The sequence below is a fragment of the Burkholderia sp. IT-111MI5 genome (assembly GCF_949752865.1).
GTDB classification, from domain to species: Bacteria; Pseudomonadota; Gammaproteobacteria; order Burkholderiales; family Burkholderiaceae; genus Burkholderia; species Burkholderia pyrrocinia_C.
This window is the reverse complement of sequence record NZ_CATKIF010000006.1, coordinates 98,067-111,749: the sequence shown is the minus strand read 5'-3', so window position 1 is coordinate 111,749 and position 13,683 is coordinate 98,067. Positions and strand designations below refer to the sequence as shown.

Annotated in this window: 12 protein-coding genes; 2 read left to right on the top strand and 10 right to left on the bottom strand. The window is 70.9% G+C overall.

Annotation, left to right across the window (positions count from 1 at the left end):
* Positions 1–10 precede the first annotated feature (10 nt).
* Together ACM6JT_RS05375 and ACM6JT_RS05370 are read left to right on the top strand one after the other, a co-directional pair.
* Positions 11–772: an SDR family oxidoreductase gene (locus ACM6JT_RS05375; RefSeq protein WP_034184864.1), complete on the top strand. Its 762-nt coding sequence runs from the start codon at positions 11–13 to the stop codon at positions 770–772.
* 228 nt (positions 773–1,000) lie between these two features.
* Entirely contained in the window at positions 1,001–2,893 is a 1,893-nt protein-coding gene (locus tag ACM6JT_RS05370) for an ArnT family glycosyltransferase (RefSeq protein WP_105390981.1), read from the top strand.
* A gap of 194 nt (positions 2,894–3,087) precedes the next feature.
* Here the strand turns inward: ACM6JT_RS05370 and ACM6JT_RS05365 are convergent, their stop codons facing one another.
* From ACM6JT_RS05365 to kdpC, 10 genes are all read right to left on the bottom strand, one after another.
* A complete protein-coding gene (locus tag ACM6JT_RS05365; protein WP_034184862.1) occupies positions 3,088–3,705 on the bottom strand; it encodes a DUF924 family protein in 618 nt (205 codons plus the stop codon).
* Positions 3,702–4,433, bottom strand: coding sequence for an alanyl-tRNA editing protein (locus ACM6JT_RS05360; RefSeq protein ID WP_414856076.1), 732 nt, complete (start codon positions 4,431–4,433; stop codon positions 3,702–3,704). The genes ACM6JT_RS05365 and ACM6JT_RS05360 overlap by 4 nt, the downstream gene beginning before the upstream one ends.
* Positions 4,434–4,538: 105 nt before the next feature.
* Positions 4,539–4,949 carry a group II truncated hemoglobin gene (locus ACM6JT_RS05355; RefSeq protein ID WP_017331548.1) on the bottom strand — a complete coding sequence of 137 codons (411 nt, stop codon included), beginning with the start codon at positions 4,947–4,949 and terminating at the stop codon, positions 4,539–4,541.
* Positions 4,950–4,992: 43 nt separating this feature from the next.
* Complete coding sequence (locus ACM6JT_RS05350) at positions 4,993–7,554, bottom strand: ABC transporter permease (protein ID WP_414856075.1); 2,562 nt, start codon at positions 7,552–7,554, stop codon at positions 4,993–4,995.
* A 50-nt stretch (positions 7,555–7,604) separates the two neighbouring features.
* Positions 7,605–8,222, bottom strand: coding sequence for a DUF4126 domain-containing protein (locus ACM6JT_RS05345; protein WP_034184919.1), 618 nt, complete (start codon positions 8,220–8,222; stop codon positions 7,605–7,607).
* A gap of 241 nt (positions 8,223–8,463) precedes the next feature.
* A complete protein-coding gene (gene sugE, locus ACM6JT_RS05340) occupies positions 8,464–8,784 on the bottom strand; it encodes a quaternary ammonium compound efflux SMR transporter SugE (protein ID WP_414856074.1) in 321 nt (106 codons plus the stop codon).
* Between the two features lie 165 nt (positions 8,785–8,949).
* Entirely contained in the window at positions 8,950–9,231 is a 282-nt protein-coding gene (locus tag ACM6JT_RS05335; RefSeq protein WP_414856073.1) for a DUF333 domain-containing protein, read from the bottom strand.
* Between the two features lie 158 nt (positions 9,232–9,389).
* A complete protein-coding gene (gene kdpE, locus ACM6JT_RS05330) occupies positions 9,390–10,088 on the bottom strand; it encodes a two-component system response regulator KdpE (protein WP_034184856.1) in 699 nt (232 codons plus the stop codon).
* A complete protein-coding gene (locus ACM6JT_RS05325; RefSeq protein ID WP_414856072.1) occupies positions 10,081–12,924 on the bottom strand; it encodes a DUF4118 domain-containing protein in 2,844 nt (947 codons plus the stop codon). Before ACM6JT_RS05325 ends, kdpE begins: the two co-directional genes overlap by 8 nt.
* Positions 12,925–13,087: 163 nt before the next feature.
* Positions 13,088–13,669 (bottom strand): potassium-transporting ATPase subunit KdpC, encoded by a 582-nt coding sequence (gene kdpC / locus ACM6JT_RS05320; protein ID WP_105390987.1) that lies wholly within the window; start codon positions 13,667–13,669, stop codon positions 13,088–13,090.
* Positions 13,670–13,683: the final 14 nt, after the last annotated feature.

The window sequence follows — 13,683 nt, the reverse complement described above, 5'->3', positions numbered from 1 at the left end:
ACCGCACGCGATGACCGCACCGTCCGGCCGCAAGGCCGTCCTCGTCACCGGCGCGAGCCGCGGCATCGGCCGCGCGACCGCCGTGCTCGCGGCCGAACGCGGCTGGGACGTCGGCATCAACTACGCGCGCGACGCGGCGGCAGCCGAACGCACCGCGCAGGCCGTCCGCGATGCAGGTGGCCGTGCGTGCGTCGTCGCAGGCGACGTCGCGAACGAAGCCGACGTCGTCGCGATGTTCGACACCGTCGCGGCCGCGTTCGGACGCCTCGACGCGCTCGTCAACAACGCGGGCATCGTCGCGCCGTCGATGCCGCTCGCCGACATGCCGGCCGACCGGCTGCGGCGGATGTTCGACACCAACGTGCTCGGCGCGTACCTGTGCGCGCGCGAAGCCGCGCGCCGGCTGTCCACCGACCGCGGCGGCCAGGGCGGTGCGATCGTCAACGTCTCGTCGATCGCCTCGCGGCTCGGCTCGCCGAACGAATACGTCGACTACGCGGGCTCGAAAGGCGCGGTCGATTCGCTGACGATCGGCCTTGCGAAGGAACTCGGCCCGCACGGCGTGCGCGTCAACGCGGTGCGCCCCGGCCTGATCGAGACCGAAATCCACGCGAGCGGCGGCCAGCCGGGCCGTGCTGCCCGCCTCGGCGCGCAGACGCCGCTCGGCCGCGCGGGCGAAGCGCACGAGATCGCCGAAGCGATCGTCTGGCTGCTCGGCGACGCGGCGTCCTACACGACGGGCGCCCTGCTCGACGTCGGCGGCGGCCGGTAGCCGCACGCGCGGCACGTCAAAACAGCTGCCTCGAACAAGCTGTCGTCACGGCGCCACAAATCTCCACAATTTCGTGACGGTTTCAGTAAACATTCGTAACAGTTCCGTGATTTACTAGCGGCCAGCCCGACAGGCGTCGTAAACGCCTGTTTCTTGCCGCCCTGATGCGGCCCTTATCGGTCCGGCCCATGTCGCCGAACCGGCTCGACTCGACCCGAGATCTTTTCCATGCCTGGAACCGCAGCGCCCGGCCGGCGACGCACGTCCGTGCCGGCTCCGGCCCCGCACACCCGCCCAACCGCCGACGCCGACCTCACCGCGACGCTTGACGCCGCCGGCACGCCCGTCATGGCCGTGACCGCCGCGACCAGCATCACGCGCGACCGCTCGCGCCTGCTCGGCTGGCGCGCGTGGCTGCTCGCCGCCGCGCTGGTCTGCGCGTATGTGCTGCCCGGCGTGCTCGGCCACGATCCGTGGAAACAGGACGAAACCTACACGTTCGGCATCATCCAGCACATGCTCGAGACCGGCGATTTCGTCGTGCCGACCAATGCCGGCCTGCCGTTCATGGAAAAACCGCCGCTTTACGCGTGGGTCGCGACCAGCCTCGCGTGGCTGCTGCAGCGCGTGATGCCGCTGCACGACGCGGCACGGCTCGCGAGCGCGCTGTTCGCCGTACTCGCGTTCGGCTTCATCGCGCGCGCGGCGCGCATCGCCAGCCGCGCGGACAGCTGGTTCGACCTGCGTGTGATCGGCCCCGTCGTGCTGAGCGCGGGCACACTCGTCGTCATCAAGCACATGCACGACATGATGACGGACGTCGCGCTGTTCGCCGGCACGGCAATAGGCTTCTGCGGCCTGCTCGAACTCGTGATGCGGCACGTCGCGCACGCGCAGCAGATGCGGCACGGGCTGCCGGTCCGGCCGTCGGGCCGCTGGGCGGCGCCGATCTTCGGCGCGGGCGTCGGCATCGCGCTGATGGCGAAGGGGCTGTTCGTGCCGCTCGTGTTCGCGGCCACGCTCGTCGGCGCGCTGGTGCTGTACCCGGCCTGCCGCACCCGCTCGTTCGCGCGCGCACTCGGCATCGCCGCGCTCGTGTTCGCGCCGTTCGCGCTGATCTGGCCGACTGCGCTGTTCCTGCGTTCCGAGACACTGTTCATGACGTGGTTCTGGGACAACAACGTCGGCCGCTTCTTCGGCTTCTCCGTCCCCGAACTCGGCGCGGAAAACGACAAGCCGTTCTTCATCCTGCGCGCGTTCCTGCTCGTCGGCTTCCCGGTCGCGCCGCTCGCGATCGTCGCGCTCGCGCGCGGTGCATGGCGCGACTGGCGCACGCCGCGCATCGCGCTGCCCGTGCTGTTCGCCGGCGTGGGGCTCGCGGTGCTGCAGGTGTCCGCAACGTCGCGCCAGCTCTACATCCTGCCGTTCTTCGCGCCGCTCGCGCTGGTCGCCGCGCAGGCGATCGAACGCATTCCGCGCACGCTGCATCTCGCGTGGGATTACTTCAGCCGCGTGCTGTTCGGTACGGCCGCCGCACTCGCCTGGGGCATCTGGGCAGTAATGGCCGATCCGGCCGCGTCGCGCGCGGATCTCGCGCTGCTCGGCCGCTGGCTGCCGCTCGACTGGACGATGCCGATCGAGCCCGCGCTCGTGGTCGGTGCGCTCGCGCTGACGGTCGGCTGGCTGACGCTGCTGCCGAAGCTGCGCACGACGGGCCTTTGGCGCGGCGCGCTGTCGTGGGGCGCCGGCGCGGTCGTCGCGTGGGGGCTCATCTATACGCTGCTGCTGCCGTGGCTCGACGTCGCGAAGAGCTACCGCTCGGTGTTCGACGACCTGAACGCGCATCTCGCGCTCGAATGGAACGACGGCGACTGCATGGCGAGCCTGCACGGGCTCGGCGAATCGGAAGCGCCGATGCTGTACTACTTCTCCGGCATCCAGCACACGCCGATCGACGACGCGAAGACGACGCGCTGCACGTGGATGATCGTCCAGGGCGTGCGGGCCGTCGATCCGGCGCCCGGCAGCGAATGGAAGCTGTTCTGGACGGGCGCGCGCCCGGGCGACAACGACGAACTGCTGCGCGTCTACGTGCGCACGCCCGAACAGCACCTGCAATGACGCGGGACGGCGCGGCGCGCCGTCTTGCCCGACTTCATCTCCGGCAAAAAGGTTGAGACCGGCCGCCTGAGCCGCGCGCAGGCTTCCCCATGCGATACGCCGCGCCGCCAGCCAGTTTCGCCGACCGCCAACGCAACCGCGCGAATCTGCGGGCTTGCCCCTCCCCCTCTTCAGTCACGCAACCGCCCTGAGCGTCAGAACGACGAACCGGGTTCGCGAAGAAACGCCGTCTCCTCATCGGTCGACGCACGGCCGAGAATCGCGTTCCGGTGCGGAAAGCGACCGAAGCGCTCGACGACGGCCGCATGCAGCAACGCGAAGCGGTGATAGCTCTCGCACCCTGCCTCATCGCGAATGCCCGCGCACAGGCGCACGGCCTCGCGCTGGCTGTCGATCGACTCGTCGTGCTCGAACGGCAGATATGCAAACGCGCGGTGATGGCCGCTCGGCAGTTGCGCATCCCAGCCGGCCGCGACGATGCGGCGTGCAAACGCGAGCGCCTTCGGATCGGCGGCAAACGCGCGCGGCGTGCCGCGATGAATGTTGCGCGAGAACTGGTCGAGCACGACGATCAACGCAAGCGCACCCTCCGGCGAACCGGCCCAGTGATCGCATGCGCCGTCGCACGCGGCGTCGAGCAGCGCGCCGTAGCGCGTGCGCAGCACGTCGTCGAACGCCGCGCCGCCGTTGAACCAGATCTTGCGTTCCTGCCCGAATTCGGCCGAGCCCGGTTCGCCGAACCAGAAATCCAGAATCTCGCGCGCTTGCGGATCCAGCGCCGCCGCGCCCGCCACCCCGGTGTCGATCGTCATGCAAACTCCAGTACGAGGCGCCGCGTGCGCGCGCTCTTCTTTTCAAGTTTCGCGACGCGCAGGCTGCCGATTTCCGACGTGTTGCGCACGTGCGTGCCGCCGCACGGCTGCAGGTCGACCTGCTCGATGCGCAGCAGCCGCACGCGGCCGAGGCCCATCGGCGGCTTCACGCTCATCGTGCGCACGAGTTCGGGCCGCTCGGCCATCTCGTCGTCGGTGATCCATTCGGTCGTGACCGGATGCGCGCCGGCGACCAGGCCGGCGAGGCGCCGCTCGACGTCGTCGCGGTCGATCGCTTCGGACGTCGCGAAATCGAGCCGCACATAGTCGGCCGTCACGCTGCAGCCGTCGACCGCGTACGGCAGCACCGCGCACATCAGGTGCGCGGCCGTATGCAGGCGCATGTGCCGATAGCGGCGCGCCCAGTCGATCGCCGCGACCACGCGCATGCCGGGCACGAGCGTCGCGACGCGCGCCTCCTGTCCCGGTGCCGGCAGGTGCAACGCGTCGTCGGGCGTCGCGCCGTCGAACTTTGCCTTGCGCGTATCGGCGATCGCGATCGTGCTGCCGTCGGGCAGGGTCAGCGTGCCGGTGTCGCCGGCCTGGCCGCCGCCGAGCGGATAGAACGCGGTGCGGTCGAGCCGGATGCCGTCGTCGCCGACGGCCTGAACGATCGCGTCGCACCGCGTGAGGTACGCGTCTTCGCGAAACAGCGCTTGTGTCGTCATCGGGCGAGCCTCGTATCGATTGCGGGAAACCGCCAGTGTCGCGCCGCGGGGCGCGCGCGCCCAGACGCAGATCGTCCCGCGCACGGGCAGCGGCGTACCGGTCGATCAACCGGGCCGGTTGCGCATCCAGTCGGCCGTGTCGTAGAACGAATGCATGAGCCGCTCGCGCAGCGGCTCGGGCAGCCCGACATCCTCCATCGCCCACGCCATGCAGCGCAGCCACTGGTCGCGCTCGACCGACGCGATCGGGAACGGCAGGTGCCGCGCGCGCAGCCGCGGATGGCCGAACCGGTCGATGTAGTGGTCGGGCCCGCCGAGCCAGCCGCACAGGAACCAGAACAGCTTGTCGCGCGAACCGTCGAGCGATGCCGGGTGCAACGCGCGAATCTGCGCGAACTCGGGCTCGAGGTCCATCAGGTCGTAGAAGCGGTCCACCATTTCGCGCACGCGGGCTTCGCCGCCCACGAGCTCGAACGCCGTCGGCTGCGACGGCGCATCGTCATTCACATCGGTCATACGGATAGTCGGAAAACGGGATCTTCGGGGCCGCCGGCGACGCTCATGCGTCGCGCAGCGACTGCAGCGCGGGGCGCCGCAACACATTATGCAGGCTCAGCCAGCCGGCCGCACCGGCGCACGCGACGCCGGCCGCGATACCGGCCGGCACGAGCCACGGATCGACGGCGAGCCGGAAATCGAACACGCGTGACGCGAGCACCCAGCCGACCGCGATCGCGCCCGCCGACGCCAGCGCGCCTGCCAGCGCACCGACCACGACGAATTCCGCACGCTGCACCGCATTGACCTGCGCGCGCGACGCGCCGAGCGCGCGCAGCAGCGCGGCTTCGCGCACCCGCTCGTCGCGCGAGCCGGCGAGCGCCGTGTACAGCACGAGCACGCCGGCCGCGAGCGTGAACGCGAACAGGAACTGCACCGCGCCGACCACCTGCAGCATCATCCGCTGCAGCTGCGCGAGGATCGGCGCGACGTCGATCGCGGTCAGGTTCGGGTAGCGCGCGATCAGCGGATCGAGCAGCGCGGCGTCGGATGCGGGCAGATGGAAGCTCGTGAGGTAGACGGCCGGGAAATCCTTCAGCACCTGCGGCGGCATCAGCACGAAGAAGTTGACGCGAAACGTGCCCCAGTCGAGCTTGCGCACGCTCGTGATCGGCGCGTCGACCGTCAGCCCCGTCACGTCGAAGCGCAGCGTGTCGCCCGGCTTCACGTTCAGCGTCTTCGCGAGGCCGGCCTCGATCGAAATCTGCGGCGTGGCCGCGGTGCCGAACCAGTCGCCTGCGACGATCCGGTTGTCGGACGGCAGCTCGGTCGTATACGACAGGTTGAACTCGCGGTCGACGAGCCGGCGCGCCTCGTCGGACGGATAGGCGTCCGGATTCACCGGCTTGCCGTTGATCGCGACGAGGCGGCCGCGCACCATCGGCGCGGGCACCGCGTCGCGCACGCCGTGCGCGGCCAGATAGGCCGCGACGTCGTCGCGCTGGTCGGGCTGGATGTCGATCAGGAACTGGTTCGGCGCATCGGGCGGCGTCGATTGCCGCCAGCCCGCGACGAGGTCGTTGCGCGTGATCGCGATCAGCAGCAGGCACATCAGGCCGAGCGCGAGCGCGGTGATCTGCAGCGCGCTGGCCGTGCCGCGCCGATGCAGCGATGCGAGCGCATAGCGCCAGCCGACGCCCGCGGCCACGCGCGCGTTGCGCACCGCGTGCGCGGCCGCGAACAGCACGAGCCGCGCGATCAGCGCGAAACCGACCAGCGCGCCGGCGAAGCCGCCCGCGACGATCAGGCCGAGCTTCAGGTCGCCGGCGGCCGCGATCAGCAGCCCTGCGAACAGCACGACGCCGACCGCATACGCGGCCCACGCGGTGCGCGACGCATCGCCCCACTCGCGGCGCAGCACGCGCACCGGCGGCACGCGCGTGAGCGGCACGAGCGGCGGCAGCGCGAAGCCGAGCAGCAGCACGAGCGCGGCACCCACGCCGATGAGCGCCGGCCACAGCGTGGGCGGCGGCAGCACGACTTCGATCAGGCCGCCGAGCGCGGCCAGCAACGCCCAGTGGCCGCCGTAGCCGAGCACCGCGCCCGCGGCGCCCGACACGATCCCGATGCCGACGAATTCGAGCGCGAACAGCGCGCCGAGCGTGCGGCGGCTCACGCCGAGGCAGCGCATCGTCGCGCAGCCGTCGAGATGGCGCCGCATGTAGCGCTGCGCGGCCATCGCGATCGCGACCGCCGCGAGCAGCGCGGTCAGCAGCGCGACGAGCGTCAGGAAATGGCGCGCGCGATCCAGCGTCTGCCGCACCTGCGGCTGGCCTTCCTGCAACGACTCGAGCCCGACGCCGCGCAGCTTCCCGCCGTCGACGCGCTCGTGCGCATAGGTTTCGAAACGCGCGACGGCCTGCGCGTCGCCGGCGACCAGCAGCCGGTACGTGACGCGGCTGCCGTAGCCGGTGAGCCCCGTCGCGGCGAGTTCGTCCGCGCGCATCATCAGCCGCGGCGAAAAATTGACGAACGAAAAACCGCGATCGAGTTCGCGGGAGATCGACGCGGCGACCGTGAACGTGCGCAGCCCGACCCGCACCGTATCGCCCGCCTTCAGGTGCAGCGCATCGAGCAGTGCGGGATCGGCCCACACGGTGCCGGGCGCGGGAATCGCGGTCGCCTTGTGCGCGGCGGCGGCGCCGGCCGGCAGGATCTCGACCGCGCCGCGCAGCGGATACCCGGGCGACACGGCCTTCACGGCCGCGAGGCGCGCGGGCGCCGCGTCGCTCGCCTGCCCGCCCGCGGTGGACGCGATCATGCTCGGGAAAATCGCGGTCGTCGCGGTACGCAGGCCGAGTGCGCGGGCCTGACGGTCGAACGACGGATCGACGGGACGGTCGGCGCGCACGACGAAATCGGCGCCGAGCATCTGGCGCGCGTCGCGCTCGAGCCCCTGGCGCAGGCGGTCGGCGAGAAAGCCGACGCTCGTCAGTGCCGCGACCGCGAGCACCAGTGCGAGTACGAGCAGCGTCAACTCGCCCGCGCGCCAGTCGCGCGCAGTCATCCGCGCGGCCTGGCGGATCAGGTCGCGCAGGCCGAAGCGGCCGGCATGCGCGGGCATGTCATGGCCGGGTTGCCCGGCCGGCGGCTGCGCCGCGTGTTGCCGCCCCTTCAATCGCGCTTACCCCCGATCGAGTTGAGCCGCGACACCATGTGGTTCGCCATCCCGCGAAAACCGCCCGACACGCCGCGCCACAGGCGCGGCAGCGCCCAGGCCGAAGCGGCGATGAAGGCCGCGAGCAGCACGAGGAACGCGAGCGGGACGAAGAACGCGAGCGCAAGCCCGCCGACCACGAGGCCGTCCTCGGTCGACGACGCGACCCAGTTCGAAATCGGTTCGGGAGACAGGTTGATCAGTGCGCGCGTACCGGCCTTCGCCACGTGCGCGGCGCCGGCAAGCGAACCGCCTGCAAGGCCCGCGACCGCGAGCACGGTCGGATCGGCATGGCCGAGCGCGCCGGCTGCGAGCACGGCGCCGGCCGGGATGCGGATGAAGGTATGCACGGCATCCCACAGCGAGTCGAACGCGGGGATCTTGTCGGCAAGGAATTCGGTGACGGTGAGCACGGCGGCGGCGCCGATGACCCACGGCGACATCAGGACGGCCAGAGTGTCGGGCAGATGGAGCCAGCCGACCCGCGCCAGCACGCCGGCGATCAGCACCGTCAGGTACAGGCGCAGCCCGCTCGCCCACGCGAGCCCCGCGCCGAGCGAAATGGCTTCGATCATGGCCCTCTCCTTGCACTTTCCGTGCGCTTTGCCGATCGATCGGGTCGGGTCGGTCAGACCGGCCGCGCGGCGCGTGGCGACCGGCGCCGCAGGCCGCGAACGGCACAACGACATTCAGGCCCGAATGCGTTCCATTATAGACAGGCTAACCGGGCACCCGACGCAATTCCGCAGTGCGGTGCCCGGGCACGGCGGGCCCGGGATGCCGTCGTCCGGGATGCCGTCGTCCGGGACTCCGGCGTCAGGCGGCCGACGACAGCTTGAGGCCGATCAGCCCGGCGACGATCAGCGCAGCGCTCGCGACGCGCGCGACGGTCAGCACCTCGCCCATCATCACGATGCCGAACACGAACGCGCCGACCGCGCCGATGCCCGTCCACACCGCGTACGCGGTGCCGAGCGGCAACTGGCGCATCGCGACCGCGAGCAGCCCGAAGCTGGCCAGCGCCGTCACGATCGTAAACACCGACGGGCCGAGCTTCGTGAAGCCGTCCGACGATTTCATGCCGGCCGCCCAGGCCACTTCCAGCAAACCGGCAATCAACAACAATACCCACGCCATCGCGACGTACTCCGTATCGGATGGGGCCGTCCCCGTTGAAGCGAATGACCCGGGGTCGTCCCCGGGCGGCGCCGAGTATAACAAGAGGCTTACGGACACGCCGGACGCGGCGCACGGCCGGCGGCCGATCCGGGGCAGGATCGGCCGGGCCCGGTCAGTTCGGCATCAATTCGACACACGCTTCGGCGCGACGCCGCCGACGCAGCGGTCGTCGCGATACAGCGCCCACTCCTCGCACACGCGGCCATCCTTGAACATGCACATCCCGACCTGCCCGCTCGGCAGGCTGCGGATCACGTGGCGACCGCCGAGCTTCTCGCAGTTGACCGACGCGGGATTGGCGAGCGCGGCCTGCGCGAGCGGCTGTTGCCCCGGCGGCAGCGGTTGGGCGAACGCGCCGGGCGCAGTCAGCGCCAGCGCACAGATGACGACCAGACGGACGGACATTGCACGCTCCTCGTTTTTGTTCGCGGAACGGTCAGCATAACGGGGAATCCGCGGCCGGTGTGCAAGGCCGGCGCCGGCCGCGCGACTGTCGCGCCGGCGCAACCCTGCCCGCGCGCGGCGTCACGCCAGCCCGGGCGGCCGCCGCCGTGCGATGCCCGTCACGCGGCGCCGACCAGCCGGTAGCCGACGCCCGTCTCGGTGACGATGTACTCGGGCTGTGCCGGGTCGCGCTCGAGCTTCTGGCGCAGGTGCGCCATGTAGATGCGCAAGTAGTGATGGCTCTCGACGTGCGACGGCCCCCACACGTCGCGCAGCAACTGGCGGTGCGTAAGCACGCGCCCCGCGTGCCGCACGAGCGTCGCAAGCAGCCGGTATTCGAGCGGCGTCAGATGCACGATCTCGCCGTCGCGCCACACCTGGCGCAGCGCGAGATCGACGGTCACGGTGCCGAAGCTCACCTTCGGCGTCTCGTTCGCGCCGCCCTGGTTGCGCCGGCGCAATTGCGCGCGGATCCGCGCGCGCAGTTCGGACACGCCGAACGGCTTGGTCAGGTAGTCGTCGGCGCCCGCGTCGAGCGCCGCGACCTTCTCGTCTTCCTGCGTGCGCGCGGACAGCACGATCACCGGCACCTCGGACCAGCCGCGCAGCTCGCGGATCACGTCGAGGCCATCGGTATCGGGCAGGCCGAGGTCGACGATCACGAGATCGGGCTTGCGCGTCGCCGCGTCGATCAGCCCCTGCTTGCCCGTCTCGGCCTCGAACACGGCGATGTCCTCCTCTTCGAGCGCGGCGCGCACGAAGCGGCGGATCTGCTTTTCGTCCTCGATCAGGACAACGGTCAGGCTGGGTTCACTCATGGTCTGGCAATGGCTCGGATGGGGACGATGCGCTCGGCACGTCGGATTCGTCGTCGGGCACGGCGGGCGCGGCCGGCGGCGTCTCGACCGGCAGCGTGAACCAGAAGCGCGCGCCCGTCACGCGGCCGTCGGGCGCGGTGCGGTTGAGCGCGCCGATTCTACCGCCGTGCGCCTCGACGATCGCGCGGCAGATCGCGAGGCCGAGCCCGATGCCCGGCGTCGCCGATTCCTTCTCGCCGCGCGTGAACTTGTCGAAGATCCGCGTTTCCATGCCGGCCGGCAGGCCCGGGCCGTGATCGTCGACGTGCACGCGCACGAACGGCAGCCCGTCGTCGGTCACGCGCTCCGCGCCGATCTCGAGCGGCGTGTCGGGCGGCGTGTACTTCGCCGCGTTCTCGAACAGGTTGGTGAACAGGCGTTCCATCAGCACCGCGTCCATCTGCAGCAGCGGCAGGTCGACCGGCAGCGACACGCGCGCGGGATGGCGCGCGAGCACGCGCTTGCACGCGGCGAGCGCGGCGCCGACGGTTTCCTCGAGCAGCGACCACTGGCGCTTGAGCTGCAGGCTGCCGGCCTGCAGCCGCGCCATGTCGAGCAGGTTCGTGACGATGCCCGTCATCCGCAGCGCCTCGTCGTGGATCGCGTCGACGAGTTCGCCCTCGCGCTGCGCGAAGCGTTCGGCCGCCGCGGCGCCGCCGCCCTGCGCGGCCGCGCGCCCGTTCGCGAGCATCGACGAGAAGCCGACGATCGTCGTGAGCGGCGTGCGCAGGTCGTGCGAGATCGCCGACAGCAGCGAGTTGCGCAGCCGCTCGGATTCCATGTTCACGAGCGCGTCGCGCGCGATCTCGACGTAGTGCACGCGCTCCAGCGCAAGCGCGATCTGCGCGGCGAATGCGTCGAGCATCCGCTGCTGCTCGGGCACCTCGAGCTCGCGCGGCTCGCGCGACACGACCGCGAGCACGCCGCGCGTGCGCATCGGCGCCTTCAGCGGCAGGTACAGCGCGGCCGTTGCGGGCAGCGTGTCGGTGCCGCGGCCGGCCGGCTTCTGCTGGTCGTACACCCACTGGCCGACGTCGCTGTCGAGATCGGCGCCCGTCAGCGTGACGGCCGCGTCGGGCTCCTCGATCTTCTGGCGCACCTTGTCCGCGCTGTCGGGCAGCAGGAACGCGACACGCGCGCGAAACACCTCGCCCACGTGGCGGCTGCCGATCTCGACGATCTGCTCGGTCGTCAGCGCCGCGCCCAGCTCGCGCGCCATCGCGTAGATCGCGCCGGTGCGGCGCTCGCGGCGCTGCGCGATGCTCGCCTGGCGCGTCAGCGTCGACGTCAGGTGGCTGATCACGAGCGACGTCAGCAGCATTCCGAAGAAGGTCAGCAGGTATTGCGTGTCGCTGACCGAGAACGACATGCGCGGCGGCACGAAGAAGAAATCGAATGCGGCCACCGACAGGAACGACTGCAGCACGCCCGGGCCGCGCCCGAGCCGCACGGCCGAAAACACGACGCCGAGCAGGTACAGCATCACGAGGTTCGTGAGGTCGAGCCGCTCGGACACGACGTTTGCGACGACGGTGATCGCCGCGCAGATCGCGGCCGCGTACACGTAGTGCCGCGGCGGCGAACGATGCGTGCCGAACTTCGCGAACGCATCGCGCCAGTCGCGCGCACGCGGGTCGAGCGGCGCCGCGCGCGCCTCGTCGCTCGCGGACGCGCGGATCAGCATCAGGTCGACGTCGCCCGCGCGTTCGGCGAGCTGCTCGCCGAACGGCCGCGCGAAGCGGCGCATGAGCCCGACCTTCGGCGAGCCGCCCGCGACGATCTTCGACACGTTGCGCACCTTCGCATAGCCGATCAGCGCGGCGACCGCGTCGCCGCCGGCGAGCGTGGCCGTTTCCGCGCCGAGTTCGGCCGCGAGCTTCAGCGCATCGAGCGTGCGCTGCCGCTGCGCGTCGGGCAGCCGCTGCAGGCGCGGCGTCTCGACATACACGGCGATCCAGTCGGCCTTCAGGCTCGCGGCGAGCCGCGCGGCCGCGCGCACGAGCGTCGGCGCTTCGGCGCCCGGACCGACGCACACGAGCAGCCGCTCGCGCGCCTGCCAGATGCGCTGGATCGAACGGTCGGCGCGGTATTCGCGCATCTGCGCATCGACGCGATCGGCCGTGCGCCGCAGCGCCAGTTCGCGCAGCGCGATCAGGTTGCCCTTGCGGAAGAAGTTGCGCACCGCGCGCTCGGCCTGCTGCGCGAGATAGACCTTGCCGTCGCGCATCCGCTCGAGCAGTTCCTCGGCCGGCAGGTCGACGAGCGTGACTTCGTCGGCCGCGTCGAACACGCGGTCGGGCACGGTCTCCCACACGCGGATGCCGGTGATCGCGCCGACCACGTCGTTCAGGCTTTCGAGGTGCTGGACATTGACGGTCGTATACACGTCGATGCCCGCGTCGAGCAGTTCGTAGACGTCCTGCCAGCGCTTCAGGTGCCGTGCGCCCTGCACGTTCGAATGCGCGAGTTCGTCGACGAGGATCAGTTGCGGCTGGCGCGCGAGCGCGCCATCGAGATCGAATTCGGCGAGCGTGCGGCCGCGATAGTCGATGCGCGCGAGCGGCAGCACGTCGAGGCCGTCGAGCAGCGCGGCGGTTTCGCCGCGGCCGTGGGTTTCGACGATGCCGACGACGACGTCGACGCCGTCCTGCAGGCGCTGGCGCGCGGCCTGCAGCATCGCGTAGGTCTTGCCGACGCCGGCCGATGCGCCGAAGAAGATCTTGAGCTGGCCGCGCCGCTGCTTTTCTTCGTCTCGCTGCAGCTTGTCGAGGAGTTGGTCTGGATCGGGACGGTTCATGCGTCAGGAAAGCGGAGCGCCCGGATGCGCGCGAGTACGAGCATTGTTGTTCCAAATCGCCGCAAAAGGCAAAGACGGCGCATGCGCCGTCGGGAAAAGTGCGTCCGGCGCGGCTCAGGCCGCGCCGGGCACCGGTTGCCGGGCCCGGAGCCCGGACGCGCGATCAGTGCGTGGCCTGCGCCGCGTCGAGCGCGAGGTTCAGCTTCAGCACGTTCACGCGCGGCTCGCCGAGCACGCCGAACTGGCGGCCCGTCGTGTTCGCGGCGACGAGCTGCGCGACCGCGTCGGGCGCCAGGTTGCGTGCCTTCGCGACCCGCTCGACCTGGTATGCGGCGGCGGCCGGCGTGATCTCCGGATCGAGGCCGCTCGCCGACGCCGTCACGAGGTCGACCGGCACGGGCTTCGACATGTCGGTGCCGGCATCGCGCAGCGCGGCGATGCGCCCCTTCACCTGGTCGGCGAGCGACGGGTTCAGCGGGCCGAGGTTCGAGCCGCCGGAACCGGTCGCGTTGTACGGCATCGGCGCCGTGGCCGACAGCCGGCCCCAGAAGTACTTCGGCGCATCGAACGGCTGGCCGATCAGCGCGGAGCCGACCGCCTTGCCGTCCTTCTCGATCAGGCTGCCGTTCGCCTGCGACGGAAACACGGCCTGGCCGAACACGGTCATCACGGCCGGATACGCGAGCCCCGTCACCGCGGCAAGCACGACAAAGAGCACGACGAGCGGACGAATCAACGTTTTCATGATGTTTCCTTCAG

What these genes read in the sequence shown, in the direction of transcription:
- ACM6JT_RS05375 (WP_034184864.1), top strand. Translation starts at nt 11, where the DNA reads ATGACCGCACCGTCCGGCCGCAAGGCCGTCCTCGTCACCGGCGCGAGC.
- ACM6JT_RS05370 (WP_105390981.1), top strand. Translation starts at nt 1,001, where the DNA reads ATGCCTGGAACCGCAGCGCCCGGCCGGCGACGCACGTCCGTGCCGGCT.
- ACM6JT_RS05365 (WP_034184862.1), bottom strand. Translation starts at nt 3,705, where the DNA reads ATGACGATCGACACCGGGGTGGCGGGCGCGGCGGCGCTGGATCCGCAA.
- ACM6JT_RS05360 (WP_414856076.1), bottom strand. Translation starts at nt 4,433, where the DNA reads ATGACGACACAAGCGCTGTTTCGCGAAGACGCGTACCTCACGCGGTGC.
- ACM6JT_RS05355 (WP_017331548.1), bottom strand. Translation starts at nt 4,949, where the DNA reads ATGACCGATGTGAATGACGATGCGCCGTCGCAGCCGACGGCGTTCGAG.
- ACM6JT_RS05350 (WP_414856075.1), bottom strand. Translation starts at nt 7,554, where the DNA reads ATGCCCGCGCATGCCGGCCGCTTCGGCCTGCGCGACCTGATCCGCCAG.
- ACM6JT_RS05345 (WP_034184919.1), bottom strand. Translation starts at nt 8,222, where the DNA reads ATGATCGAAGCCATTTCGCTCGGCGCGGGGCTCGCGTGGGCGAGCGGG.
- sugE (WP_414856074.1), bottom strand. Translation starts at nt 8,784, where the DNA reads ATGGCGTGGGTATTGTTGTTGATTGCCGGTTTGCTGGAAGTGGCCTGG.
- ACM6JT_RS05335 (WP_414856073.1), bottom strand. Translation starts at nt 9,231, where the DNA reads ATGTCCGTCCGTCTGGTCGTCATCTGTGCGCTGGCGCTGACTGCGCCC.
- kdpE (WP_034184856.1), bottom strand. Translation starts at nt 10,088, where the DNA reads ATGAGTGAACCCAGCCTGACCGTTGTCCTGATCGAGGACGAAAAGCAG.
- ACM6JT_RS05325 (WP_414856072.1), bottom strand. Translation starts at nt 12,924, where the DNA reads ATGAACCGTCCCGATCCAGACCAACTCCTCGACAAGCTGCAGCGAGAC.
- kdpC (WP_105390987.1), bottom strand. Translation starts at nt 13,669, where the DNA reads ATGAAAACGTTGATTCGTCCGCTCGTCGTGCTCTTTGTCGTGCTTGCC.